Origin of the sequence: Chryseobacterium sp. SG20098, from assembly GCF_031844745.1 — a bacterium.
In the GTDB taxonomy this organism is placed as follows: domain Bacteria; phylum Bacteroidota; class Bacteroidia; order Flavobacteriales; family Weeksellaceae; genus Chryseobacterium; species Chryseobacterium cucumeris.
This window is the reverse complement of sequence record NZ_CP134622.1, coordinates 621,559-647,743: the sequence shown is the minus strand read 5'-3', so window position 1 is coordinate 647,743 and position 26,185 is coordinate 621,559. Positions and strand designations below refer to the sequence as shown.

Genomic DNA, 26,185 nt, shown 5'->3' with positions numbered 1-26,185 from the left:
TATGTCACTTAAACCATCAGTCAGCAATGCTGACCACACGCAGGGCAGCTCAGATGCCAGCTTAGTCATTGTAGAATACGGGGATTATCAGTGTCCTTACTGCGGAGCAGCCTATCCGGTTCTTAAAGAGTTAATGAAAGAATTTGGAGATCAGATCAGATTTGTATTCAGAAATTTTCCTCTGTCAGAAATGCATCAGTATGCAAGAACGGCAGCGCTGGCAGCAGAAGCGGCAGCTTTGCAGGGAAAATTCTGGGAAATGCATGATGCTATTTATGAAAACCAGGAATATCTGAATGCTGATCTTCCGTTAAAGCTTGCAGAAAAACTGGGATTAAATATTCCCCAATTCAAAGCTGATATTCATAAGAAGGAATTGGCAGAAAAGGTAGATACAGACTTTGAAAGCGGCATCATCAGCGGAGTGAACGGAACTCCTTCTTTTTTCATTAACGGAAATAAATTCAATGGCGGTGCAGAAGATCTTTTCCAGTTGGTACGTGAAAACACAGCCTATTAATCAGAAAATATTTAAACAAAATCAATTCATAACATTAAAAATAAACAACATGAGCACATTAACATTAAAAGACGGAACAGAAATTTTTTACAAAGATCAGGGAGAAGGACCTGTACTGATGTTTCACCACGGTTGGCCTTTATCATCTGATGACTGGGATGCACAGGTAATTTTCTTTTTACAGAGAGGATACAGGGTGGTTACCCACGACAGAAGAGGTCACGGGCGTTCCAGCCAGAATATCTATAATCACACTATTGAACAATACGCTTCTGATGCCGCTGAGCTGGTTGAATTTTTAGATCTGAAAGATGTTGTACACATCGGGCACTCAACTGGTGGTGGTGAAGTAATCCGCTATGTGAATAAATACTCGAATGGAAGAGCTAAGAAAGCGGTTCTGATCAGTGCCATTCCACCGGTAATGGTGAAGAGTGAGAATAATCCTGACGGCGTTCCGATGGAAGTCTTCGACAACATTAGAGAACAGACGATGAATAACAGAAACCAGTTTTATTATGATCTGACTTTTCCTTTCTACGGCTATAACAGAGAAGGTGCCAATATAAAAGACGGTGTTCAGAGAAACTGGTGGAGACAGGGATTAATGGGTGGAATTGTAGCCCATTATGACGGAATTAAAGCCTTTTCGGAAACAGATTTAACCGAAGATTTAAAAGCAGTGGATATTCCTGTTTTGGTAATGCATGGCGAAGATGACCAGATCGTTCCTATTGCCAATGCTGCATTAAAATCAATTAAATTGTTAAAGAACGGAAAACTGATCACGTATCCGGGATTCCCTCACGGAATGCCGACTACGGAACATCAAACCATTAATAAAGACCTTTTGGAATTTATCAGATCATAAGTACCAATACTTTTCTAAACAACAAAGATGAACCTTTCAAGGGTTCATCTTTTTATTATTCAAGACAATAGAACACATTGAAACGCAAAACTTTATAGTTTCACTATTTTTTACTTTTTATTCACCCTTTATTTTTGAAAGGTCAATCCCGAGTTTTGTAAATTCTTCTGTTCCTTTATCTGTAATGTAATATTGCCGTTCGGCAGGATTATCCTTGGCAATCCAGCCCTTCTCTACAAATTGTTCCAGCAGAAGCTGCCCTAATTTTCCTCCAATATGCTCATAGCAGGGTTTGGCGGGTTTTCTTGCGCTTGGTTTGTTCATATCCTTATATTTAATAATGTTTCTGGTAGTATAGTTTTAGGAAATATCAATTCACATGCAGATAATCTTTAATTGTTTTCAGAACCCCGAAGCTGTCATTGGTACATGCTTCAAAATTAGCGATCTGCTTTACATTGGGATGCGCATTTTTCATGGCGTAAGAGTATTTGGCATTCTTCAGCATTTCTATATCGTTCATATAATCCCCGAAAGCCATTGTATTTTCAGGAGAAATACCCAAAGATTTCTGTAAGATTTTCAGAGCATTCCCTTTATTGATATCCTTATTCATAACATCCAGCCAATGCGCTCCTGAAATAACTACCTCAAGACCGAATTCTTCAAATTTTTTAAGAGCCGGATACAGGTGTTTTTCTGAACCATCAGGATGATAGACTGCTATTTTAAAAGCTGTATCATCAATTTTTTCCGTAAGATCATCCGTTTTCATATTTTCGGTATAATACTTTGAGAAAAAATCTACAAACTGCTGATCTTCGGTCTCATAATAAGCCATTTTTTTAGCAGACAATACAGCTTTGGCGCCTGGTATTTCACGAACAGCTTTGATGATCTCAACAATATATTTGTATTCCAGTGTATCGGCAAAAAGCTCCTGATCTTTATAGATAACATACCCTCCGTTCTCAGCAATAAAACCAATCTCACTTTCTATTTCTACGAAGTAATGGGTAATTCCCGGCATCTGTCTTCCGCTTGCGGGTACAAATACAATATTTCTTTTTTTCAGTTCTTTATAAACTTCTGCAAACTCAGGGCTCATTTCATGGCTGGAATTGAGAAACGTCCCATCCATGTCCGTCACAATTAATTTAATCTGTTCCATAATTTTATTTAAAAACAATATTCTGTTTGCAACAGAATCGTCATTTGCTTATTCTTTTCAAAGATATTGATTTATTATTTTTTCTTGCAATGAATGGTGGGAAGGTTTCTTAATATAGCTGCACTTTGTTCCGAAGTAATGTCCCGCTGAGACTTTGCCAGCATTTTCGTATAAAACTATTGGATAAAGTAATTAAATTCTTTCCGGTATTGAGAAGGGCTTTTTTGGATGTAATCTTTAAAAGTCCTGTTAAAATAGCTGAAGTTATTAAACCCTGATTCAAAGCAAACTTCTGTGATACTCAATGGCTGTTCCGCCAGAAGCTTAAGGGCATGGGTAATTCTGTATTCGTTAACAAACTGCGTAAAGGTTTTATTGGTAATTTTTTTAAAATAACGGCAGAAAGACGGCACTTTCATATTGGCAAGATCAGCCATTTCTTCGAGGGTTATAGCTTCTTTAAAATGATCTTTAACGTAATTGAAAATAAGATTGATTCTTTCATTGTCTTCAACCTGCGTCTGAAGGTAATATTTTCCTGCATTTAAAATCCTGTAATCCTGAGTCACAGACAGTTCATCCAAAATTTTCAGAAACCTGCACAGCTTGTCCAGTGAAGAAGTTTCATGCATCTCCGTAATCTCTTTCCCGATTGTTTTCTTCACCTCTTCCCCGAATACGATTCCTGCCTTTGACTTTTCCAGCAGAGCCGAAATCCTTTGCATCTCCGGTATATCCCAAACAGGTTCTCCCAGAAAGTCAGGCTTAAACTGGATGACCATTTCATACTCATTATGCGTACTTTCATTGGTCAGTCCACAATGTGGAAGATTGCTTCCGATCAATACAAGATCTCCTTCTGAAAAATAAGTGATACTGCTTCCGATCTGTCTCTTCCCGGAGCCTTTGCATACAAAAATAAGCTCAACCTCAGGATGGTAATGCCAGACATGAGATTTTATATTCTCATTAGTCAGAAATTTAAGACTGGTAAAACTGCTTCCTATAGTAGGTCTTACGGCCTCAAAAGAAGGATTTACATGTTTCATAAGACAAATACAAATAATTTCATATGCAAAATTAACAAATAATACATTAATATCATTAAACAAGGTTAATATAGTACATCAATATGAAAATTTAATTATAGCGTGAGAATTATTGCTGCAATAGCTTTGCAGTATTAATCCTAAAAGCCTTAACCCATGAGCACATTATTAAAAGCCGTATTTTTTGCAGGAGCCTTATTGTTCTCAGCAAACGTAATGAGTAAGGATAGAGATTTTTCCCTTTCCTTTGGAAATGTACAAGACAAAACCCTGAACTTTGAGCTTTCAAATGCTAAAAGTGTTTCTGTTTTTGTTTATAACACTGCACATGATGAACTATTTTCCGAAAATCTTAAAGATGGAGATCATGTGATGAAGACTTATGATTTTCAAAACTTTACACCGGGAACATATTATCTGGTAGCAGAATCAGAAGCCAAGATAGAGAAATACAAGATAAAAATTAATGCTGATAATGTAATGGAGGTGGAAAAAACACCTGTAAGCGCTGTGAATAAGCCTGAATATACAATTTCCGGGCATATGGCCAAGCTTCACATGTCTGATGTAAAAGGTACTGTAAGCATTTCAGTATATGACCTTTCCAATACAACGTACTATACTTCGAATAAAAAATATGCTGACGGCAAGGTGGATATCACTTTTGATCTTGATCCTAAAACTGCTGATCAGTATATCATCCAGGTAGAAGAAAACGGAAATGTTTTTAATAAAATAATTTCTCTCCGATAAAACGGAATATACAGATAGATTGACCTATCGATCATTCCAATTATTTTGGATTAAAATTTTACTTACAGTTTATTGTTTTGAGGCAGCTCCATTTCCTAACAGAAAAAGAGCTGCCTCATTTTTTAATTGTGATGGCCCATGTTCAGTTTAATCTTTTTCAGATCTTCCAGTTCATGAACAGGACGTTCTGTGTCGTAAGGAATCGGCTTTTTGGAAAAAGTCTGGAAATACAGCAGGCAGGCATCTTTCCACCATACCGCATCCTTAGATTGAATTTTAAGCTTTGACTGAACATCAGCAAATCTCTGTTTATCAATATAAGGTTCCATTCTATCCCAGGTTTTCTGATAATCCCTTACCTTCTTCACCCCGGAATCATAGGTATAGCACAGCTCATCCCACAAAGATTTTCCATCTTTCATTGTATAATCCCACGGAACATGATGAAACCACAGGATAAGATTTTCCGGGCAGGTTGAGATATTTCCGTATCTTTCATTCAGTGGTGTAAAATACTGTGAAACCGCATTACTTCCTGTTTTTGTTCTGTCAAAACCTAACCCTTTAGCATCAGCCTGATGGTAATAGACAGGTGACCAGTCCGGTCTTCCGCCTTTATAATCTCCCCACGGTTCAGGGCCGTAGTGATGGCCTCCTGCAAAGATATGGTGTAATCCTAACGGCATCATATAATCCACAGCAGTTTCTCTTGAAGAAAGCATCATTTCTTTTACCGGATTCAGAAAGTTCTGATCATCTGTGAAGGTCATTTTAATCCATTCCTCCGCAATCTGCTCTGAAGTCAGCTGATGATTCCATGCTAATCTGCCGAATGCATACCAGTTGGCCTGTGCAAAATGATGTCCGGTCCAGTTCGTGTCTTCCCCAATATTGGCAACGGCTGAAATGGCTGTCAATTTTGCAGGTCTTAATGTGCCGTCTGTAATTTTTGCAATCGTGGATCCCTGTCCGTCAGAATAAGTATCGCTGTCCAATGTTTCCTTGAATAATGGAGCCAGGAAAACGAGATGGTTTGAAAAGCCCAGATATTCCTGGGTAATCTGAAATTCTACCATTTCAGAAGTTTTTCTTAAAGCTCCGAAGAGTGGATTGAACGCTTCGCGAGGCTGGAAATCAATCGGTCCGTTTTTGATCTGAATAATCACATTATCCCTGAATTTACCGTCCAGAGGTACAAATTCCAGATAAGCTTGTTTGGCTCTGTCGTCTTTGCTTGGACTGTATACAAAGGCTCTCCACATTACGATTCCATTGTAAGGTTTTAAGGCATCAGCCATCATATTGGCTCCGTCTGCATGGGTTCTTCCGTAATCCTGAGGACCAGGCTGGCCTTCGGAATTGGCTTTCACCAAAAATCCGCCGAAATCGGGAATCAACTTGTAAATTTCAGCCGCTTTATCTTTCCACCATTTCTGTACGTCTTTATTCAATGGATCTGAGTTCTGTAATCCGCCCAGCGCTTTAGGTGAAGAAAAATTGACGGAAAGATATACCTTGATGCCATAAGGCCTGAAAATATCAGCCAGAACCCTTACTTTTTTAAGATAATCTTCCCTAAGCATATTGGGCGATGCATTCACATTATTCAAAACAACGGAATTGATTCCTACGGAAGCATTTGCTCTTGCATATTCTTCGTAGCGCGGAGAAATTTTATCCGGTAAATCTTCCCATTTCCAGAGTGATCTTCCGGCATATCCTCTTTCAATGCTTCCGTCCAGATTATCCCAATGATTCAGAATCCTTACGTCATATGAAGGTTTTTCAATCGTATTTAAATGGGACAGATCGGCTTTTATCTGCTGTAATCGCAAAATATGATAGACTCCGTACAACAATCCTATTTCTTTTCCTGCAGAAATAACAATTTTTTCAGGCGTGGAAACAATTTTGTAGCCGTCTTTCAGGTTTTTCTCTTTGTTTTCTGTACGAAGTTCCACCACCTGTCCCTGCCAGTGGCCGCTCAGCTCTTTTCTGGCAATGTTCAGCGTGGGACTGTTCCCTTTGGAAATAATTTTATCTGCCGATATTCCGTTTTTTGCAGGAAACCGAAGCCAGAGCTGACTTCCGTCCTCCGCAGAAACCAGTAACGGAAATATCAGAAAAAATAGAATGTTGAGTCTCAGATATCGCATTGAAAAATTTTAAATTATTAAAGATGACTATGACTGGTCTTCCAGACCTTCAATCGTCTTGATTTTACCTTCCTGATCGTATTCCAGCTCAATTACTTTCATACTTCTCAGCCATGTTTTACCGCCACTCGGAACAGAATCATGGAAAAACAGGTACCATTTTCCTTTAAACTCAACGATGCTGTGATGGGTTGTCCAACCTACTACCGGAGTAAGAATTTCACCCTGAAAAGTAAACGGTCCATAAGGAGTATCCCCGGTTGCATAGCAAATCAGGTGAGTGTCTCCTGTAGAATAAGAGAAATAATATGTATCATTGTACTGATGCATCCATGACGCTTCAAAAAAGCGGTGCTTATCACCATGAAGCAGTGGTTTTCCGTTTTCATCGATGATAACGACGTCTTTAGGAGCTTCCGCAAATTCAAGCATATCATCACTTAACAAAGCTACCTTTGAGTGGATTGCAGGTTCATTATTTTCGGGAATTACAGCAGATTCAAGTGCTTTATTATCTCTGTAGCGCTGCAATTGTCCGCCCCAGATTCCTCCGAAATACATATAATATTTTCCTTTATCTTCAAAAATGCAGGGATCGATGCTGTAACTGCCCATCATCGGATGTTTTTCAGGAATGAAAGGACCGTAAGGTTTGTCGCTCACGGCAACACCGATTCTGAAGATATCATTCTGATCTTTCAGGGGAAAGTACATATAATACTTCCCGTCTTTGAAGGCTACATCGCAATCCCAAAGCTGTCTTCCCGCCCATGGAATATCTTTTACCGAAAGGACTACGCCATGGTCTTTAATTTCTCCGCTGTCTACATCATCCATTGAGAAAACATGGTAATCATTCATGTCAAAATGATCTCCGTTATCATTTTCTTCAATTCCGCTTTCGCGGTCGTGAGAAGGATAGATATAAATTTTATCTTCAAAAACATGAACGGAAGGATCTGCCATATAATCTTCCGGGAATAAATATTTTGATTTTTTCATTAAGTAAAAATTCTATTGATTTTAATTTTTCTCTGCCAATTTTATTATTTTTTGTACTACAGGTTTTTCCTGATCTTTCCTGTCAAACAGTAGTGGGTAATCTGTTCTTCCTTTCACAGGAAAATCGTTTTTCCAGGACTGCTTATCAGTAACTCCCCATAAGGTCACCCTTCTTATTTTATCTTTATGTTTCAAAAACAAACCAAAGAAATCAAGGTAACGCTTTTCCCATTTCGTTTCTACTTCCCTGGGAAGTCCTTTGGTGTAAGGATTCATTTCTTTCTGATAGGCAACGGTATCTGAAACATTGGCGGAGCTTCCCCACGGAGAAGGCAGCGCACTGATTTCAAGTTCTGTGATATTTACCTTAACTCCAGCATTGGAATAATCTACAATTGCTTTTTCATACTCATCCATAGAAGGGTTATCCATTCCGACGTGGGACTGCATTCCTACTCCATCAATACGGATTCCTCTTGATTTAAGCTTTTCAACCATTGCAATGACTGTTTTTACCTTTTCAGGATACCATTCATTATAATCGTTGTAATATAATTCTGCATTGGGATCAGCCTCCTGTGCATACTGAAATGCCAAAGGAATAAAATCTTCACCCAGGATTTCGTAAAATTTACTTTTTCTGTAGGTTCCGTCTTCAAGAATGGCTTCATTCACCACATCCCATCCTTTTACTTTTCCTTTGTAACGGGAAACTACGGTTGTAATGTGGTTTTTCATGCGTTGTTTCAACACTTCCGGAGAAACATCTTTTCCGTTACTGTCTAAAAAGAACCATTTTGGAAGCTGTGAATGCCAGATTAATGTATGCCCGATGATGAACATATTGTTTTTCAGTCCGAAATCAACAAATTTATCGGCATCATCAAAGAAGAACTTTCCTTCCTGAGGCTGCAGGAACATAGATTTCATACAGTTTTCCGCAACAACAGAGCTGAATTGTTTTTTGATAATCGCTGCGGCCTTCTGATCTGTCCCGTCAATCTGGGGAAGGCTCATGGCAGTTCCGATATAGAATTTATCCTGAAATGCTTTTTTTAAAGTACCGTCAGACTTCTGCGCCGACAGCCCGGAAGCGGTAAGAGCCGCCAAACCAATTAAAATACGTTTCATAGTAATTTTTTTATTTTCTTCTTTCAGCCAGATCTTTTTCAATCTGAACTTCCATTTTTTTATTGATTTTGTAAAATAAAAGCAGTCCGCAGGCAATGAAAAACGGAATGGACGGGAATATGCTCACAAGCATCTTCGCTCCTGCGGCCACTGTTTCAGGCTGAATCACCTGCTCGCTCCCGTGTACTGAAATGTATCCGTATTTTCCAATAATCAAAGCTACCAGAGAGCTTCCGATGCTTAGACCTACTTTCAATCCTACCATCATGGCAGAAAAGATAATAGCCGTTGCCCTGCGGTTGTTTTTCCATTCCGAATAATCTGCCACATCAGCAATCATTGCCCACAAAAGCGGTGTGCTGATTCCATAAAAGAATCCGTGTAAAATCTGTGACAGGAACATCATTCCCACTGCTTTCGGAGGATAAAATATAAAAGCGAGGATGAATAATGTAGAAATGAATAATGAAGCAATAAAAGTATCTCTTTTTCCAAACCGGTCTGCCAATTTTTTAGAGAAGGTAATGCCGACGATCATCATCAAAATTCCTCCTGCATTAAATAATCCGAACCCTGCAGATTTCGGGTCTTCCCCAAAGAAATTCATCCCTGCAGAATTAAAAAATGCTGTAATGGGTGAGATAAAACTTTTGAGAGCATTTTCATCCACATAGTTGTTAAAATAATAGACATAAGATCCTCCTTTCATGGCCAATGTGATAAATATAAATGCAGTCACGGTAAGCATAATAATCCATGGCCTGTTCTGGAACAAATCTTTTAAATCCTCTTTCAGGCTTGATTTCTGCTCCGGCTTGGGAATGATTCTTTCTTTGGTCGTAAAGAAGGTAATCAAAAGCATGATGGATCCGATCACTGCCAGCCAAGTCATAACGGTCTCAATTCCCTGCGCTTTATCTCCGTGTCCTACATATAAAATGATAGGAAGCATAAATACCTGTACAAAGAACTGGGCAAACATTACAGCTACAAAACGGTATGAAGAAATACTGTTCCTTTCCCCCATATCTCCTGTGATAACGCCACTCAGAGCGGCATATGGCAAATTATTGGAAGCATATAATAACAATAATAATGAATAGGTAATCGCAGCATAGATCATTTTACCCTGATAGGAAAAGTGAGGTGTACTGAAGGCTAACAGAGCTGCAATACCGAGCGGTACAGCGGTAAATAAAATCCATGGACGGAATTTCCCCCATCGTGAGCTTGTACGGTCTGCCAGCGCTCCGATAAGCGGGTTAAAACCAAATCCGGCAATTAAACCTACCGTAAGGGTGATAACAGAAGCATCTTCTGCTTTGAGTCCGTAAATATCTGTATAAAAATAGGTCAGGTAGGTGACTAAGGTCTGAAAAACAAGGTTGGCTGCCAGATCTCCCAGGCTATACCCTACTTTTTCTATTACCGATATTTTTTGTGGTTGATGATCCATTGATTGTAATAAGGTTTTCTATGTTAAATTAATTTTTTTCTGTTGTAAAAGGTGAAGCCGGAAGTCCGCTTTTATTTTTAAGATTGCCGTCCGGGTTATCTGCCCAGTCGTAACGTACATTAACAGGACTGGTGACCTGATCATTCCATACCCTAACTTTATTTCCTTTTGCTTCTGCTTTTGCCCATTGATAGCGGCCGTCTTTCTGCTGTATGGCAAAACCTTTAAGGCTTCCCTGTACCAGATCATCTGTTCCGGTTTTAAAGGATAAAATAATGGTATTGCCTTCTGTTTTCATCGACTGATAAACAGGTCCGTCAGCTATGATTTTTTTGCCCTCCCCGATTTTCAGGGCCTGCAAAGCCAACCTGTCACCTACTGCTTTTTTATTGAGCGGATGAATATCGTTCCATTCTCCCACATCAATAGTTACCGCAAGTCCTGAATACGGAACATTCAGAGAAACCTGTCTCTGCTGTTCTCTCAGCTCAGCCCAGTTGCTTTCAATCGGTTCATCTTTGTTCTCCATGAAATTGGCCAGCTGCACAATGAAGAACGGCAGATCAGTCTTGTTCCATTTTGAACGCCAATCTAAAATCATTGTTGATAGCAAATCTTCATATTCTTTTGGTTTTCCCGTATTGCTTTCACCCTGGTACCAGACAAATCCTTTGATTTTATAATTGATCAGCGGATTAATCATAGCATTGTAAAGTCCTACCGGTTTCCAGCGGATAAATGTCTGTCCGGGAGCCATTTTTTCCATTTTTGCTCCTATTTTATATTTCCACTCGCCTTTAAGATCTGTTTTTTGTCCGTCGATTTCTAAGTAATAGGGTTTATCAGCAATAAACTGTCCTTTTCCGCTGCCATTGATAACTCTAACCGTAATGATATTCTTTCCTTCTTTTAAAACACCTTTCGGAATGTCATACCAGCGTGGCGGATATTCATAGGTTACATTGCCTACTTTCATTCCGTTGATGTAAGTAATATCGGCATCTTTTATCCTTCCCAGATTGAGAAATGCCGTTTTCTGATCCACTCCTTTGGGCAGAATAATTTCTTTACGGAACCATACCGAACCTTCAAACGGACCTTCCTGATCTTCCCATGATCCCGGTACCATCATGGTTTTCCATCCGGAATCATTGGCGTTATCTTTTTCCCAGTGCTGGTTGAAACCGATATCACTCTGATCCAGCTCTGCATACCAGGCTTTGCTTAATGATCTTTCCTGGGATTCTGTAGATTGTATCAGGTCATCGTTTTTCCATTTTTCTGCTTCAGCGAGATATTCCGGATATTTTTTCAGTGATTTTTCATCCATCCAGGCCTGAACCGGAGAACCTCCCAGACTGGTATGAATGATTCCTACAGGAACTTTGTTTTTGTCATTCAGTTCTTTCGCAAAAAAATAAGCAACTCCCGAAAAATCAAGAATAGTCTGAGGATTGGTACTTTCCCATTTCCCTCCGTCAAGATCATTTTGCGGAGCTTTAAAATTATATTTCTGCGGAACAGTGAAGAATCTTATATTCTGATTATGGGCGTTTTTAATTTCATTTTCATACAAAGGGGTCAGCCTGCGAATCGGAAGTTCCATATTGGATTGTCCTGAGGCTACCCACACATCACCAATAAGAATATCTTTAAGGGTGATCTCATTAATCATCATGGTATATGGACCTCCGGCATTAAGCTTTGGAAGCATAAGAGACCAGTTTCCCCTTTGGTCTGCTGTGGCATTATACGTTTTATTGATAAACTTAATTGTAATTTTTTCTCCTGCATCGGCATATCCCCAGATTTTAAGATCCTGATTTCTCTGAAGGATCATTCCGTCTGAAACCAATGCGGGAAGCCTTACCTTTGCATGAAAACTGCAAATAGCTGCAAGAAAAAATAATAAATATAGAGTTCTGTTCTTCATGGAAAAAATCTGTTTTTAATGTTGGTTCAGCTTTATTTCTTTTCGTAATTTTCTGTCAGTAACCGGACTTCAATGACTTTAGCGGTCATGAGTTTTTCATCTGCAAGGAATTTTACACTAAGATTTTCTTTATTCTTTTCTGAATCCGGAATCGGAACAATCAGATATTGAGGTAAACTTCCGGACTTTCCTTCCAGATTTTGGGTAATGATTTTTTTACCGTTGATCTCAATATTCAGCGTACGGCTGGTATTCGCATCAAAGTACAGCAGGTAAAGGTTTGAAGCATTTTTTCCGGTATTTTTCATCCGATAACTGAACCAGCCTTTGGCATCACGGAAATGGCGGTCTTCCATATATCCTGTACCAGAGTCTTTGCTTTCTATAAAATGATCTGATTCCGGCTGCTGTTCGCCCAGCTGGATCTTATCTGCGGTGATCATATCCAGCTTTCTGGTTTCTGCTTCTTCTTTTGCTCTTTGCTTCAGTATATTTTCTATTCCATTTTTGTCAGCCTGAGGCCAGTACAAAATATATCTTTCTGCCTGAATACTGTAAAACGGTACAAGTTTTAAACCTTTCCCGAATTTTTCAGACGGATAAAGACCTGTAACGGTAAAGTTGAGCGGTTTATTGTTCGAAGGCGCAACATGACTGACAACTTCTGAAGAATTTCCGAGGATAACGGGAATTTCGTTTAAAGGGATCTGCGGACCATGAGCAATATGGCCGCCTCTGCTATCGTCCGCAAGAAGTCCCTGTTGATTTTCGGTACCGTATGTTGCTGCAAGCACCACAGGACCGTATTTAAATGCATAATAACTGGAGCGGTCAGGCAGCTGTTCTGCGGAAAGATGCATTGGCAAAATCATTTTCATGACATCTCCTTTTTTCCATTTTTTGGTCAGTGTAAAATAGCCGTCAGAACCACGCTGTGCTTTTTCCTGTTTTCCGTTGATCAGAATTTTCACTTCCGAAGGTGTCGTCCATTCCGGGCATCTCAGTTTTACATCAAATTCTGATTTTCCTGCAGCATCGAAAATCAATGCTGTTTCGGGAACTTCCGGAAAGTTATTGACCTGGCGGAGCACTACATTTTGCTCTTTCCATGTCAATGTGGAAGGGATAAACAGGTTCACATATAAATCCTTATCTGACCGGGCATAAATCATTTCCCCATATTTGGCATGGTTTTCCATTCCGGATCCCACACAGCACCAGAAGCTGGTCTGAGGCTGCGAATACACACGGTAATGTCCGGGACGCATTGGCGTAAAGTAAACAAAGCCTCCTTTGTCATGATTTTCTGTGGAAAGGATATGATTGTATAGTGCTTTTTCGTAATAATCGATATAGTAAGATTCAGGCAACGTTGCATAAAGCTCTTTGGTCAGCTTCAGCATATTATAGGTATTGCAGGTTTCGGGACCTTCAATACTTTTGATCATGCTGCTGAAATCATTGACAGGGTTAAAGTGCTCACTGACACTGTTTCCTCCAATAACCGATGATCTTTTTTCGGTAACGTTATGCCAGAAAAAATCAGCGGCATTACTCCAGGACGTATTATTCTCAAGATCGGCAATACGTTTATAGCCGATTACTTTTGGAATCTGTGTATTGGCATGCAGTCCCGTAAGTTTATCTTCTCCTGATAAAAGCGGTGTAAGAATAGCCTGATGGGAAAAACGGTGAGCCAGTTTGAGATATTTCCGGTCATGAGTGATATCATAAACATCTGCAAAAACTTCGTTGAGCCCTCCATGTTCACTGCGCAGCATATCCTGTATCTGCTCATCAGAAAGATCTGAAACTTCATTTGCCATCCAATCTGTAAGCTTTATAAGCATTGCCTTTGCTTTTTCATTTTTGGCATACCAATACGCATCGCGCAGCCCTGAGTACAGTTTGTGAATATTATATAAAGGTACCCACCTGTCGTTCAAACCGAAGCCTGAAGCGCGAATATTTCCCTGTTTTATTTCTTTCCATATCTTTTTCCCGTCGGGAATCCCTGAAATGTATCCGTCCGGAGAGGCTTTCTGGCAACGTTCCAGCTCACTGATCATATAATCAATTCTCTGTTGTATTGCGGTATCTCCTGTAGAAGCATACATCAAGGATAATGCGGAAATATAATGTCCTCCTATGTGACCGTCCAGTCCTGTATTTTCCCAATTAGGATAATTATCTGCACTGGGTTTCAGCCCCGCTTCTTTAAAATAAGGAGCCAGCAGCCTGTCAGGTTCCATTGCCATGAGATATTGACGGTCTGCCATCATAGCTTTATTGAAAACACTCTCTGATAACTTTACAGTTTCCAAAGGGAAATAATGAATTTTCTTATTCATCTGCGCTGAGGCAAATGAAGCAAAACACAATAAAATAACCGAAAGTTTTGGGGTCATGGATAAATGTTAATTCAACATTTCTAAAATAATAGAAAGAATCTATATACGAAACATATCTGGAGTCTGAATCCATTATTTTTTCATTTAAAACTTCCGGTAAAGCCCTAAAAATAACAGAAAACACATTACCTTATCATAAAAAATAAGATAATCAGATCACAAAAAAACAAAGCGCTGAAGTTATGCGATTCCCTATGAAAATGACTTCAGGATATGTTTTGGCAGAAATTTCAACAATATAGCAAATACCTTATCGTATTTTTAACGTTAAGTCCTGTTTATTAATTATTATCAACATAAATTTATATTTTAACACAATTTTAACATTCAATTCATGTATAATTAACCTCATTTCAGTGATAATTTTAAGTTTTGCTGACTGATCAGGCTCCCAAAATATGCTTTAAGAATAATTTTAATGAAATAAATCATCCGGATTAAAAAAGTGTATGAATCACATTTATATAATATCATATCCATAAAAGATTTACCTTTGTAGTAAAATATAAAAGATGACTGAGGATTACTCCCAATATCCCAAACACCTTGTTGCTGTTGACTGTATCATTTTCGGTTTTGACGGCGAAAATCTTAAAATCCTTTTGGTAAAAAGAAATTTTGAACCTCAAATGGGCGAATGGTCATTGATGGGTGGCTTCGTTGGCAGTGAGGAAACCTCTGATGAAGCGGCTAACAGAGTTCTGTGTACATTGACCGGTCTTGAAAACATTTATCTTGAACAGCTGAAATGTTATACGGAAATTAACCGTGAGCCGACAGCCAGAATCATGTCTATCTCCTATTATGCACTGATCAATATTGAGAAAAACATCCAGATCAATGAGCAGTACAGTGCAAAATGGGTGGAACTGCAGAAAGCTCCTGATCTTATCTTCGATCATAACGAAATGGTAAAGGATGCTGTAGCCAGGCTGAGGAGAAGAGCTTCCACAGGACCTATAGGATTTGAGCTTCTTCCTGAAAAGTTCACAATGAAAGATCTTCAGAATCTTTATGAAGCTATTTTTGATGAAAAATTTGACAAGCGAAATTTTACCAGCAAGATCAACAGTATGGATATCCTTGTGAATACGAATAAAAAGGATATGACTTCATCCAGAAAAGGGTCTTTTCTTTATCGGTTTGACGAAAAAAAATACAATAAAAAAATCTCACAGGGATTTATGTTTAAAATCTGATAGACCAACCTGTTTAATTTTGGAAAAAGTATTCCAGAAAATTAACAATTTAGAATGATAAAAAATTCAGCATACTCTTATTAAAATCTCACTTTTGTGAGATTTTTTTTGTGTTCCTGGCGGAAATTTCAAGCAAGCCAAACAGTTATTTGGTCTTTTTTCAGAATGATCGTAATAAAAATTTATGATAAGGTTTTTTCTTTTCTCCTACCACACAATGCATTATAATTATATGACTTATAATCTTATTTATGATATGTAATTTTTTGTTAATTTTTAATAAAACATTGATTTATGTTTAATATAATATGTATTTTTATACAAAACTAATAACCATATTTAACAACAACTCAAATTTTCACAAACTCCGAACTTAACTTCGTGGGAACCAGAAAAAAGAGAGAAAAAGATTTTCCAATTGCAAACTGAATAGAAATGATTCCAGTATTCCACCTGAAATCAGTATTGAAAAATTAGGTAAGGAAATATGGGGTCAAACAGGTTAAACGGTTTAGTAATCTGAAATCAATCCTTATTCAAATCCACCGTTAATAAAAATTAAGAAGTTTTACTTATCTGCGCAATAATCCTGCGCAGTATAAAGAATCAGAATATTGACGGCTAAAAAATAAGACCAAACTTTAAATATATCAAATTATGAGAACAAACAAAATGTGGCTTTTTCTGGCCTTTCTGTTAATCATTCTTTCCAGCTGTTCTACGATGGATGAAAAAAATTTACTAGAAGACCCTGACTCCAACTTAAGTGCCAGCACTAGTGCAAGAGCGTTGGCAGCAACACCAATGCTGCATGTCGGAGGCAGATACCTTAAAGATCCCTGTGACAATAATGTTGTCTTACATGGTGTCGCCATAACTCCAAGCCCCTGGTTCAATGGCTGTCAGTATGGCGCCAATTCCGGCTACTGTACCTGGGATAATTACAATGTACAGGGCGCACTGAACTATAATAAGGCTGTCATGAACAAGCTCACCAGTGCTGCTGATGGCTGGTATCTCAATTACATCCGCCTCCATATTGATCCGTATTGGACCAATGATCCCGGACCGGCTATCCCAGAGAACGATATCTCAAGATTCAATTATAACCGCCTGGTAACTTATACAGATCAGGTGATAATCCCACTGATCAACCATGCCCGCAGCCTGGGAATGTATGTCATCCTACGTCCGCCAGGCGTATGTCCAAATCGTATTGCTGTGAACGATGCCTATCATAGCTATCTTAAAACCGTATGGACCTTTTTGTCGCAACATCCGGGGCTAAAGAACGCTGACAATGTGATGTTCGAATTAGCCAACGAACCTGTTGAGATTCTGGGTACAAATGGCACATGGGGATCGACAGGAAACGAGCACTTTGCAGCACTTAAAAACTTCTTCCAGCCATTGGTTAACATTATTCGCAACAATGGAGCCAATAATGTTTGCTGGATACCGGGCACAGGATGGCAATCCCATTACCAAGGCTATGTCAATAACCAGATTACAGGTGGTAATATTGGTTATGCTGTTCATATCTATCCAGCTTACTGGGGCGGTCTCAGCAACTATCAAGCCTTTCAGAATGCATGGAATATCAATGTTAAACCAATCGCAGACATTGCACCAATTGCCATTACCGAGACCGACTGGGCACCTCAGGGATATGGTACCTTCGGCATCGGTACAACAGGTATCGCAGGCGGAAGCGGATTTGGCGCCAATTTAAAATATATCGTGGATCAGTCAGGCAATGTAAGCTGGAATGTTCTTGCCCCGGATAATCTCCTCCACAAAGGCGATCCTAATGCAGGAACAGCCTACAACAACGATTGGGAAGCCTGCGCCGCACCAGTTAAACAGTGGTTCCAGCAATATGCATCCTCCAATTATCCTGTTGGAAACTGTAATACAACCAGCAGCCTGGTTAATAATGGCATTTACGAGATCGAGTTTCAAACCGATGCCAATAAAGTAGTTGATCTAAAATCCGGAGAGGATGCCAATGGCGCAGTGTTAAGACCATGGACAAGGAATGGTGCTGCTGCACAGCGCTGGATTGCCATTGACGCCGGCAATGGTTACTGGCGTTTTGTATCCAAAGCGAGTGCAACCAATCGCTGCATTGACTTAGCCAGTAACAGCAATACACTGGGAACTTCGATCAGACTTTGGCAGAACTATGGTAATGATGCACAAGCCTGGCAGGTAGTTGCTGTCTCCAATGGTTATTATAAAATCCTGTCCAAGGTGGACGCTACACGTGGCTGGGATATTCCCAACTGTACCATGGATGGCAATTCAAACTTACACCTTTGGGATTATTATGGTACATCCTGTCAGTTGTTCAAGTTCAAATATATTGGGATGAACTGATATCAATAAAAAAACAGGGTGCTTTTTAAGCATCCTGTTTTTTTATTGTATGTGAAAAGTCAATTTTGCTTCGCAAGTCAATGGTGAATTTTTAAAAATTGACAATAAAGCGAATTCACTATTGCCCTTTCACTTTTTCCATATAATCAACGTTTACAAAAACTTACGTATAGAATAGTCTTAAAAACAATATCAAACGATTAAACTAAGTGCCATACAGATGCATAAAGTGCATATAATTAATTCTGAAATAAAAAATAGGATGCTTTTTCCAGCATCCTATTTTTTATGTGAAAAGTCAATTTGCTTCGCAGTCAATGATGAATTTCTAAAATTGACAGTGAAACGAATTCACTATCGACCATTCACTTTTAAAAAGTCAATTTTGATTCGCAGTCAATGATGAATTTAAAATTGACAAGTGAAACGAATTCACTATTGACCATTCACTTTTAAAAAGTCAATTTTGATTCCCAGTCAATGATGAATTTCTAAAATTGACAGTGAAACGAATTCACTATTGACCATTCACTTTTAAAAAGTCAATTTTGATTCCCAGTCAATGATGAATTTAAAATTGACAAGTGAAACGAATTCACTATTGACCATTCACTTTTAAAAAGTCAATTTTGATTCGCAGTCAATGATGAATTTCTAAAATTGACAGTGAAACGAATTCACTATTGATCATTCACTTTTAAAAAGTCAATTTTGCTTCGCAGTCAATGATGAATTTAAAATTGACAAGTGAAACGAATTCACTATTGACCATTCACTTTTAAAAAGTCAATTTTGATTCCCAGTCAATGATGAATTTCTAAAATTGACAGTGAAACGAATTCACTATTGACCATTCACTTTTAAAAAGTCAATTTTGCTTCGCAGTCAATGATGAATTTAAAATTGACAAGTGAAACGAATTCACTATTGACCATTCACTTTTAAAAAGTCAATTTTGATTCCCAGTCAATGATGAATTTCTAAAATTGACAGTGAAACGAATTCACTATCGACCATTCACTTTTAAAAAGTCAATTTTGATTCCCAGTCAATGATGAATTTCTAAAATTGACAGTGAAACGAATTCACTATTGACCATTCACTTTTAAAAAGTCAATTTTGATTCGCAGTCAATGATGAATTTAAAATTGACAAGTGAAACGAATTCACTATTGACCATTCACTTACCAAAACCTTACATACAAGGCGGTCAGTAAAAGCAGTGTCATCACAATCAAAACTAATGTCCTGTTGTCTACTTTAAACATTGCTACATCAATGGCAAAGGCTTTAGGATTAATTTTCGGACCTGCAAGACTGATCAGGATCATGGCGATTATGGTGATAAAAAACGACCATCCCATATTGATCAGGAAAGGAATTTCGGTAATGGTATGAACCATCCCATTTTCCAGCTTTTCATAAGTGAATGCTGTATACATCCACGTCTCTTTCCCGAAAATTTCAACGGCAAAGCTGTTGAAGAAAATGGCCAGGACAAACCCTAAAATCACTCCTACCAAAGCGGCTGTACCAGTCGTTCTTTTCCAGAACATTCCCAAAAGGAACATGGCAAAAACTCCAGGACTGATAAAGCCTGTGTATTTCTGGATAAATGTAAAACCTCCTTCACCACCAATTCCTAAAACATCTGTCCAGGTAAAGGCCAGTGCTGCCATCATGGCGATAATAATTACCCAGCGGCCTGTTCTCACCATCTGAATTTCGGTGGCATCTGTTTTAAGGTATTTTTTATAGATATCCAACGTAAAAATGGTTGAAATACTGTTTACTTTTCCTGCCAGTGAAGCTACAATCGCTGCTGTCAAAGCGGCAATGGCCAATCCTTTCAATCCTACTGGTAAGAATCCCAATATTGCAGAATATGCCCCATCTTTCACTCCATTGAATCCCGGAAGGTGTCCTTTGGAATATAAAACATAAGCAGCAATTCCCGGAAGCATAACAATTACAGGCATGAATAATTTCAGAAAACCTGCAAACAGAATTCCTGTTCTTGCTGTTTTCAGATCTGCTCCCAAAGCTCTTTGGGTGATGTACTGATTACAGCCCCAATAGTTCAGGTTAACAATCCACTGACCGGCAAAATACATGGCCAAACCTGGTAGCACAACATATTTCTGCACCTCAAGGTTCTGAGGCATTGCCAAAGTAGTGGTTGTAGTTGTTGGTTTTTGAAGAATCAGCTTAAAGTGCTGCGGAGCCTCATTGATCAGGGTATTGAATCCTGCCAACGCATTTCCTACAGCGGCTCCGTTGATTCTCTGGTCCACAATCTGCAACGCCATATAAACTGTTGCAAAACCTCCGATAATAAGGACTGCCACCTGTATAACGTCTGTATATCCAATTACTTTCATTCCTCCAAGACCGATCAGAAGAGCCATAAGCAAAAGACCTATCATAATGCCGTGAAGATGTTCTCCTCCCAGCAAAGTATCGATGGCAAGAGCACCAAGATAAAGGATGGAAGTAAGATTCACAATAACATATAGAAACAGCCAGAATACTGCCATGATGAGCGAAACAGATTTGTTATACCTTCTTTCCAGAAACTGGGGCATGGTATAGATCTTATTTTTAAGATAGATCGGAATAAACCAGACCGCAATGATGATCAGCGCAACAGCAGCAATCCATTCGTAAGCGGCAACAGCGATTCCGACAAAGAAACCTTCACCGCTCATTCCGATAAACTGCTCAGCAGAGATATTGGAGGCAATTAAGCTGGCTCCGATCGCCCACCAGGTCAAAGATCCTTCCGCAAGAAAATAATCCTTACTTCCTGTAGATTCAGACTTTTTCTTTTTATAGATCCATAATCCGTAAGAAGCTACCACTACAAAATAGATCAGGAATATGATGATATCAATAGTTGCTAATTTTCCCATAGTTTACTTTTTTACGGAGAATTTATAGATGGTTTTCGACTGGTATTTCTGTCCGGGCTTCAATTCTGTAGAAGGAAAAGAAGGCTGGTTCGGTGAATCCGGGAAGTGTTGTGTCTCTAAGCAGAATCCTGTTCTGAATTCATTTTTACCTCCGGTTTTGGTATCAAACTTTCCGTCAAGAAAATTTCCGGAATAAAACTGCACACCGGGTTCATCTGTGAAGACTTCCATTGATCTTCCTGTTCCCTGGTGATACACTTTGGCGATACTTCTCAAACCTTTTCCATTCAAAATCCAGTTATGGTCATATCCTTTTCCTTTTTTCAGCTGATCATCGTCTGCACTGATATCTTTTCCAATCGGTTTTGAAACCGTGAAATCAAAAGGAGTTCCTTTTACAGCTTTCTGCTCACCCGTAGGAATTAAGGTTTCGTTCACTGGAAGAAAATGATCTGCATTAATCTGTAGTTCATGATCGGTAATCGTTTTAGTAAAATTTCCTGACAGGTTAAAATAGGAATGCTGGGTAAGATTCACTACAGTAGGCTTATCTGTTTCAGCTTCATACGAAATTTCCAATGCATTATCGTCTGTAAGCGTGTAAAAAACGGTTGTTGTTAATTTCCCCGGATATCCTTCTTCACCGTCTGCACTGGTGTAAGATAATTTCAATGTTGGAAATTTTGCATCCTTTACCACTTCAATATTCCAGAATCTGGTGTGGAACCCTTCTTTTCCTCCGTGAAGGCTGTTGGGACCATCATTTTTGTTGATTTCATAGGTTTTGCCATCTAGTGTAAATTTTGCATTGGCAATTCTGTTGCCGTATCTTCCGATCAAAGCCCCGAAATAATAAGGATTACCATCGAAATATCCTTCAGGTTTTGTAAAGCCAAGGACTACATCCTCATATTTCCCGTTTCTGTCCGGAGCGGTTAAGGAAGTGATAATTCCGCCGAAGTTGATAACCTCAACTTTCATCCCGTTTTTATTGCTTAATGTGTATTTTTTAATAGAATCGCCCTTAGGCGTAACTCCATAGTCTGAAGTATGAACATTCTCCATTTTCCCTGAAATATCCTGTTTGTTATTTTCTTTTCCGCAGCCGAAAATAATTAAAAATAATAAAATAAAAATGCCATTATGTGTTGCTTTTTTCATAATTATTTACATATTTTTTACAATTAATTAACGATAATACATTTCATTCCAACGAAGTGTATTTTTGAAATCACGCATTCTGGTATCTTCATCAATAACTAATGATTCAATTCCTGCTATCTCAGCAAAATCTTCCAGCTGTTCTGCCGAAATATTTTCACTGTAACATGTATGGTGTGCCCCTCCTGCCAGTATCCAGGCTTCTGCAGCCGTATATAAATCAGGCAGAGGTTTCCATAAAACCCTTGCTACCGGAAGTTTTGGCAGCTCTTCTGTAATTTCCAATGCTCTGGTCTTGTTGATCAGCAGTCTGAAATGGTTTCCAAAGTCCATCAGGGCAGCATTAAGAGAATCAATATTTCCTCTGGAGTTAAAAACAAGACGAACGGGATCTGCTTTTCCTCCGATTCCCAGCGGATGGATCTCACATGAAGGTTTCCCGGCTGCCAGCACAGGATCTACTTCCAGCATATGGGAGCCTAAAATAGAAGGATTGGAAGGGTCTAAATGATAGGTATAATCTTCCATAAAGGCATTTCCACCTTCAAGGCCCTGCCCCATTGTTTTCATGGCACGTACGAGCGCTGCGGTTTTCCAGTCTCCTTCGCCTGCAAATCCGTATCCTTTCTGCATCAGTCTCTGTACGGCAATTCCCGGCAGCTGCTCCAGCCCGTGAAGGTCTTCAAAAGTATCAGAGAATCCTTTAAATCCACCGTCTTTTAAAAACTTCTCAAGTCCTAATTCAATTTTTGCGGCAATGTGCAGTGAATTTCTGTTGGCACCTCCTTCCAAGAGGGAGGCTGCCATGTGATAAGAAGATTCATATTCTTCCATAAGGCTTTTTATTTCTCCTTCGCTTACAGAATTGATAACGCCTACAAGATCACCGATTCCCCAGGTATTGACTGAAAAACCGAACCGGGTTTCAGCTTCCACTTTGTCACCGTCTGTAACGGCTACAAATCTCATATTATCTCCAAAGCGTGCAAATTTAGCTCCCTGCCAGTCGTCCCAGCCTGCAGCAACGCGGCTCCAGTCACCAATTTGCTTCTGAACTCTTTCTTCTGACCAGTGCCCTACCACTACTTTTCTGTTTTTTCTGAGTCTGCTCACCATAAAACCAAATTCACGGTCTCCGTGAGCTGCCTGGTTGAGATTCATAAAATCCATATCCATCGTGGACCATGGAATATCTCTGTTGAATTGGGTATGCAGATGCAGAAGAGGCTTCTGTAAAATTTTTAGCCCTCTGATCCACATTTTAGCAGGTGAAAAAGTATGCATCCACGTAATTACTCCTATACAGTTTTCTGCATGATTGGCTGCTGCAATGGTTTCAAATATCTCTTCGGTAGTTTTTACCGTTGGCTTTACAATAACTTTTACCGGGATGAAAGAAGATTTTTCAAGTTCTGCCACAATTTTCTGTGAGTGTTCTGCTACCTGTGCCAGTGTTTCTGGTCCGTATAAATGCTGACTTCCTGTGATGAACCAGACTTCTTTGGTATTGAGAGGTGTTAACATAGTTTTGTTGATCGTTAATAGTTGTTTATCTTGAAATGTTTAGTGTTTAAATTCCTGTCCGTAATAAGCATTCTTGCCGTGTTTACGTTCATAATGTTTTTTGATGAGTGAGTCTTTCAGACGTTCTGCATCAGGATTGATCTGCCTGGTGAGGTACGCCATTTCGGCAATGGTTTCCAGTACTTTGCTGTTGTAGACCGCTTTCTCAGCATTCTTACCCCAGGTAAACGGACCGTGATTGCCGATCAGAACCATTTCTACTTCTTCCGGGAAGAGCTGTTTTTCTTTAAAGCATTCCAGAATCTGTATTCCTGTATTGTATTCGTAGTTTCCTTCGATCAGCTCATCCCGCATCGGTGGGGCGCAGGGAATATCCGTCGTAAGATGATCTGCATGGGTTGTCCCGAAAACAGGGATATCCAATTGTGCCTGTGCCCACGCCACGGAATAGATGGCATGCGTGTGGGAAATTCCACCGATATTTTCCCAGTTTTTATACAGATAAGCATGGGTTTTGGTATCGGAAGAAGGTCTGAGCCTGCCTTCAATGACATTGGCGTCAAAGTCTAAAATCACCATATCTTCCGGCTTTAAAATGTCATAAGGGACACCGCTTGGTTTAATGGCAAAAATGCCTTTATCACGGTCTACAGCACTTACATTCCCGAAAGTATAGACCACCAGCTTCAGGGCATCCAGCTGCATATTCGCTTCATAACATTCTCTTTGGAGTTCTTTATAGGTATTCATTTTGAGTATCATTCAAAAGGTTAAAATGGGAGAATCAGGAGTTCTGAAGTTCCTTCCTGTTGTTTTTCAGTTTGGTATTGTATTCTACAAAATCAGCGAGCTTCTGGTATTGCTGCATTAATTCTCTGTAGTGCTGTACTTCTTCCGCTTTCGGCTGATATTCCGCTTCAAATGCGGAGCCCATTTTCATGCTTGCTTCCTGTACGGTTGGATAAATTCCTGCTGATACAGCTGCATAAACAGCAGCCCCTAACGCGGGAGTCTGGTCCGAAGCGGCAACCACAATTGGCATATCCAGAACATTAGCGAGTGTCTGCATGATAAACGGTGATTTCCTTGCTACTCCTCCGATTCCGATCACTTTATTGATTTTCACACCTTCCTCTTCAAAACGGTCAACGATCTTCTTAGCTCCGAAGCAAATGGCATTCACCAAAGCTTTGAAAATATGGGGAGCTTTTGTTCCCAGAGAAAGCTGGCTGATCGCTGCTTTAAGTTCCTGGTCTGCATCCGGTGTTCTTCTTCCGTTTACCCAGTCCAATGCAATCGGAACACTATCTGAGAGAGGAATTTTTTCTGCTTCAAGAGTCAATTCTCTGATAAGTCCGTCCTCCATTTCTTCAGCGAGCTTTGTTTTATGCTCCTCTGAAATATTTTCGGAATGTATCATCACCTGGTGAACCGGCCACATCAGGATATCTTTATACCATGCCAGCACATCTCCAAAGGCTGACTGTCCTGCTTCAAGCCCTATCAGTCCCGGAATTACGGAGCCGTCAACCTGTCCGCAGATTCCTTTTACGGTTGTATCTCCGATAGCTTCCTGTGAGGCCACCATAATATCGCAGGTAGAAGTTCCCATGATCCTGATCAGGGTATTTTCTTCCACCCTGGCTCCTACAGCTCCTGAATGGGCGTCAAAAGTTCCTACAGTAATAATGGTTTTGGTGGTAAGACCGGTTTTTGCGGCCCATTCTTCATTCAGGTAGCCGGCAATTTCATCTGAAGTATAGGTTTCCTTGTATAATCTTCCTCTGAGCGCTCCCAGAGAAGGATCTAGCCTGTTGAGAAACTCTTCGGAAGGCAGACCGCCCCACGACTCATGCCACATGGCTTTGTGGCCGGCAGCACAACGGCTTCTTTTGAATGTTGCCAGGTCTTTATGATCTGATAAAAGATAGGTCAGATAATCACAGTGCTCCATCCAGGTGTACGCAGCATTTTTTACCTCTGCATCTGCTCTGCTGATGTGCAGTATTTTAGCCCAGAACCATTCTGAAGAGTAAATACCGCCTTCATATCTTGTATAATCTTCACCACCCCAGGTTCTTGCAAGGGTATTGATTTCTTCGGCTTCACGAATGGCAGTATGGTCTTTCCATAAAACCATCATGGCGTTGGGATTCTCTTCAAATCCCGGAACCAGTGCTAAGGCTACTCCATCACTTGTTACTGGTAACGGTGAAGAGCCTGTAGTGTCAATACAAATACTAACGATCTGCTCTGGTGCTACCCCGCTTTCTCTTACAACTTGCGAAATGGTTTTTTCCAGACCTTCAATATGATCTGAAGGATGCTGTCTGAAACTGTTGGCTGATGGATTACAAAATCGGCCTTCCTTCCATCTCTGGTAGTAGCTGACTGAAGAAGTTATTTCGGAACCGTTTTCAGTATCAATAAGGACGGCCCGTACGGAATCTGTACCGTAGTCCAGCCCGATAACATATTTTTTCATGGCGGTGAAACGTTTTTGATTATTGAGATTTTAAATTCTCCTGATGAGATAAAAACAAATATAAGATTCTAT

The 26,185-nt window shown here is 39.6% G+C and carries 19 protein-coding genes; 5 read left to right on the top strand and 14 right to left on the bottom strand.

What is annotated here, in order from left to right:
• Position 1: 1 nt before the first annotated feature.
• Positions 2-520 carry a DsbA family protein gene (locus RHP76_RS02840; RefSeq protein ID WP_288444689.1) on the top strand — a complete coding sequence of 173 codons (519 nt, stop codon included), beginning with the start codon at positions 2-4 and terminating at the stop codon, positions 518-520.
• 49 nt (positions 521-569) lie between these two features.
• Positions 570-1,391 carry an alpha/beta fold hydrolase gene (locus RHP76_RS02835; RefSeq protein WP_062669823.1) on the top strand — a complete coding sequence of 274 codons (822 nt, stop codon included), beginning with the start codon at positions 570-572 and terminating at the stop codon, positions 1,389-1,391.
• Between the two features lie 117 nt (positions 1,392-1,508).
• On the opposite strand, the gene RHP76_RS02830 is transcribed toward RHP76_RS02835, so the two are convergent.
• The 3 genes from RHP76_RS02830 to RHP76_RS02820 all read right to left on the bottom strand — a co-directional run bounded on the left by RHP76_RS02830 (position 1,509) and on the right by RHP76_RS02820 (position 3,611).
• Positions 1,509-1,715: a hypothetical protein gene (locus RHP76_RS02830; protein WP_062669825.1), complete on the bottom strand. Its 207-nt coding sequence runs from the start codon at positions 1,713-1,715 to the stop codon at positions 1,509-1,511.
• 46 nt (positions 1,716-1,761) lie between these two features.
• Positions 1,762-2,562: an HAD family hydrolase gene (locus tag RHP76_RS02825; RefSeq protein ID WP_062669826.1), complete on the bottom strand. Its 801-nt coding sequence runs from the start codon at positions 2,560-2,562 to the stop codon at positions 1,762-1,764.
• Between the two features lie 176 nt (positions 2,563-2,738).
• Positions 2,739-3,611, bottom strand: a complete 873-nt coding sequence (locus RHP76_RS02820) for an AraC family transcriptional regulator (protein ID WP_062669828.1) — start codon at positions 3,609-3,611, stop codon at positions 2,739-2,741.
• A 156-nt stretch (positions 3,612-3,767) separates the two neighbouring features.
• Here RHP76_RS02820 and RHP76_RS02815 point away from each other — a divergent pair, with 156 nt between their 5' ends.
• Positions 3,768-4,364: a hypothetical protein gene (locus RHP76_RS02815; protein WP_062669830.1), complete on the top strand. Its 597-nt coding sequence runs from the start codon at positions 3,768-3,770 to the stop codon at positions 4,362-4,364.
• 122 nt (positions 4,365-4,486) lie between these two features.
• Here the strand turns inward: RHP76_RS02815 and RHP76_RS02810 are convergent, their stop codons facing one another.
• From RHP76_RS02810 to RHP76_RS02785, 6 genes are read right to left on the bottom strand one after another with little or no spacing between them, the layout of a single operon-like run.
• Positions 4,487-6,520 (bottom strand): alpha-glucuronidase, encoded by a 2,034-nt coding sequence (locus tag RHP76_RS02810; RefSeq protein ID WP_311229432.1) that lies wholly within the window; start codon positions 6,518-6,520, stop codon positions 4,487-4,489.
• Positions 6,521-6,547: 27 nt separating this feature from the next.
• Entirely contained in the window at positions 6,548-7,522 is a 975-nt protein-coding gene (locus RHP76_RS02805; RefSeq protein ID WP_311229431.1) for a glycoside hydrolase family 43 protein, read from the bottom strand.
• Between the two features lie 21 nt (positions 7,523-7,543).
• Positions 7,544-8,653 (bottom strand): endo-1,4-beta-xylanase, encoded by a 1,110-nt coding sequence (locus tag RHP76_RS02800; RefSeq protein ID WP_311229430.1) that lies wholly within the window; start codon positions 8,651-8,653, stop codon positions 7,544-7,546.
• Positions 8,654-8,663: 10 nt separating this feature from the next.
• Entirely contained in the window at positions 8,664-10,109 is a 1,446-nt protein-coding gene (locus RHP76_RS02795) for an MFS transporter (protein ID WP_120231025.1), read from the bottom strand.
• A 28-nt stretch (positions 10,110-10,137) separates the two neighbouring features.
• Complete coding sequence (locus RHP76_RS02790; protein WP_311229429.1) at positions 10,138-12,042, bottom strand: sialate O-acetylesterase; 1,905 nt, start codon at positions 12,040-12,042, stop codon at positions 10,138-10,140.
• Between the two features lie 32 nt (positions 12,043-12,074).
• Entirely contained in the window at positions 12,075-14,450 is a 2,376-nt protein-coding gene (locus RHP76_RS02785) for a beta-L-arabinofuranosidase domain-containing protein (RefSeq protein ID WP_311229428.1), read from the bottom strand.
• A gap of 515 nt (positions 14,451-14,965) precedes the next feature.
• Here RHP76_RS02785 and RHP76_RS02780 point away from each other — a divergent pair.
• Together RHP76_RS02780 and RHP76_RS02775 are read left to right on the top strand one after the other, a co-directional pair.
• Positions 14,966-15,652, top strand: coding sequence for an NUDIX hydrolase (locus tag RHP76_RS02780; RefSeq protein ID WP_120231022.1), 687 nt, complete (start codon positions 14,966-14,968; stop codon positions 15,650-15,652).
• A gap of 657 nt (positions 15,653-16,309) precedes the next feature.
• Positions 16,310-18,031, top strand: a complete 1,722-nt coding sequence (locus tag RHP76_RS02775; protein ID WP_311229427.1) for an RICIN domain-containing protein — start codon at positions 16,310-16,312, stop codon at positions 18,029-18,031.
• A gap of 1,184 nt (positions 18,032-19,215) precedes the next feature.
• Here RHP76_RS02775 and RHP76_RS02770 read toward each other — a convergent pair.
• Genes RHP76_RS02770 through RHP76_RS02750 form a run of 5 tightly spaced genes read right to left on the bottom strand, consistent with a single transcriptional unit; the run spans position 19,216 to position 26,113 of the window.
• Positions 19,216-20,943: a sodium:solute symporter family transporter gene (locus tag RHP76_RS02770; protein WP_120231020.1), complete on the bottom strand. Its 1,728-nt coding sequence runs from the start codon at positions 20,941-20,943 to the stop codon at positions 19,216-19,218.
• Positions 20,944-20,946: 3 nt separating this feature from the next.
• Entirely contained in the window at positions 20,947-22,104 is a 1,158-nt protein-coding gene (locus RHP76_RS02765) for an aldose epimerase family protein (protein ID WP_311229426.1), read from the bottom strand.
• A gap of 27 nt (positions 22,105-22,131) precedes the next feature.
• Complete coding sequence (gene araA / locus RHP76_RS02760; protein ID WP_311229425.1) at positions 22,132-23,628, bottom strand: L-arabinose isomerase; 1,497 nt, start codon at positions 23,626-23,628, stop codon at positions 22,132-22,134.
• Positions 23,629-23,667: 39 nt separating this feature from the next.
• Positions 23,668-24,378, bottom strand: coding sequence for an L-ribulose-5-phosphate 4-epimerase (locus RHP76_RS02755; RefSeq protein ID WP_311229424.1), 711 nt, complete (start codon positions 24,376-24,378; stop codon positions 23,668-23,670).
• A 34-nt stretch (positions 24,379-24,412) separates the two neighbouring features.
• Entirely contained in the window at positions 24,413-26,113 is a 1,701-nt protein-coding gene (locus RHP76_RS02750) for a ribulokinase (RefSeq protein ID WP_311229423.1), read from the bottom strand.
• Between the last annotated feature and the right edge of the window lie 72 nt (positions 26,114-26,185).

What these genes read in the sequence shown, in the direction of transcription:
- RHP76_RS02840 (WP_288444689.1), top strand. Translation starts at nt 2, where the DNA reads ATGTCACTTAAACCATCAGTCAGCAATGCTGACCACACGCAGGGCAGC.
- RHP76_RS02835 (WP_062669823.1), top strand. Translation starts at nt 570, where the DNA reads ATGAGCACATTAACATTAAAAGACGGAACAGAAATTTTTTACAAAGAT.
- RHP76_RS02830 (WP_062669825.1), bottom strand. Translation starts at nt 1,715, where the DNA reads ATGAACAAACCAAGCGCAAGAAAACCCGCCAAACCCTGCTATGAGCAT.
- RHP76_RS02825 (WP_062669826.1), bottom strand. Translation starts at nt 2,562, where the DNA reads ATGGAACAGATTAAATTAATTGTGACGGACATGGATGGGACGTTTCTC.
- RHP76_RS02820 (WP_062669828.1), bottom strand. Translation starts at nt 3,611, where the DNA reads ATGAAACATGTAAATCCTTCTTTTGAGGCCGTAAGACCTACTATAGGA.
- RHP76_RS02815 (WP_062669830.1), top strand. Translation starts at nt 3,768, where the DNA reads ATGAGCACATTATTAAAAGCCGTATTTTTTGCAGGAGCCTTATTGTTC.
- RHP76_RS02810 (WP_311229432.1), bottom strand. Translation starts at nt 6,520, where the DNA reads ATGCGATATCTGAGACTCAACATTCTATTTTTTCTGATATTTCCGTTA.
- RHP76_RS02805 (WP_311229431.1), bottom strand. Translation starts at nt 7,522, where the DNA reads ATGAAAAAATCAAAATATTTATTCCCGGAAGATTATATGGCAGATCCT.
- RHP76_RS02800 (WP_311229430.1), bottom strand. Translation starts at nt 8,653, where the DNA reads ATGAAACGTATTTTAATTGGTTTGGCGGCTCTTACCGCTTCCGGGCTG.
- RHP76_RS02795 (WP_120231025.1), bottom strand. Translation starts at nt 10,109, where the DNA reads ATGGATCATCAACCACAAAAAATATCGGTAATAGAAAAAGTAGGGTAT.
- RHP76_RS02790 (WP_311229429.1), bottom strand. Translation starts at nt 12,042, where the DNA reads ATGAAGAACAGAACTCTATATTTATTATTTTTTCTTGCAGCTATTTGC.
- RHP76_RS02785 (WP_311229428.1), bottom strand. Translation starts at nt 14,450, where the DNA reads ATGACCCCAAAACTTTCGGTTATTTTATTGTGTTTTGCTTCATTTGCC.
- RHP76_RS02780 (WP_120231022.1), top strand. Translation starts at nt 14,966, where the DNA reads ATGACTGAGGATTACTCCCAATATCCCAAACACCTTGTTGCTGTTGAC.
- RHP76_RS02775 (WP_311229427.1), top strand. Translation starts at nt 16,310, where the DNA reads ATGAGAACAAACAAAATGTGGCTTTTTCTGGCCTTTCTGTTAATCATT.
- RHP76_RS02770 (WP_120231020.1), bottom strand. Translation starts at nt 20,943, where the DNA reads ATGGGAAAATTAGCAACTATTGATATCATCATATTCCTGATCTATTTT.
- RHP76_RS02765 (WP_311229426.1), bottom strand. Translation starts at nt 22,104, where the DNA reads ATGAAAAAAGCAACACATAATGGCATTTTTATTTTATTATTTTTAATT.
- araA (WP_311229425.1), bottom strand. Translation starts at nt 23,628, where the DNA reads ATGTTAACACCTCTCAATACCAAAGAAGTCTGGTTCATCACAGGAAGT.
- RHP76_RS02755 (WP_311229424.1), bottom strand. Translation starts at nt 24,378, where the DNA reads ATGAATACCTATAAAGAACTCCAAAGAGAATGTTATGAAGCGAATATG.
- RHP76_RS02750 (WP_311229423.1), bottom strand. Translation starts at nt 26,113, where the DNA reads ATGAAAAAATATGTTATCGGGCTGGACTACGGTACAGATTCCGTACGG.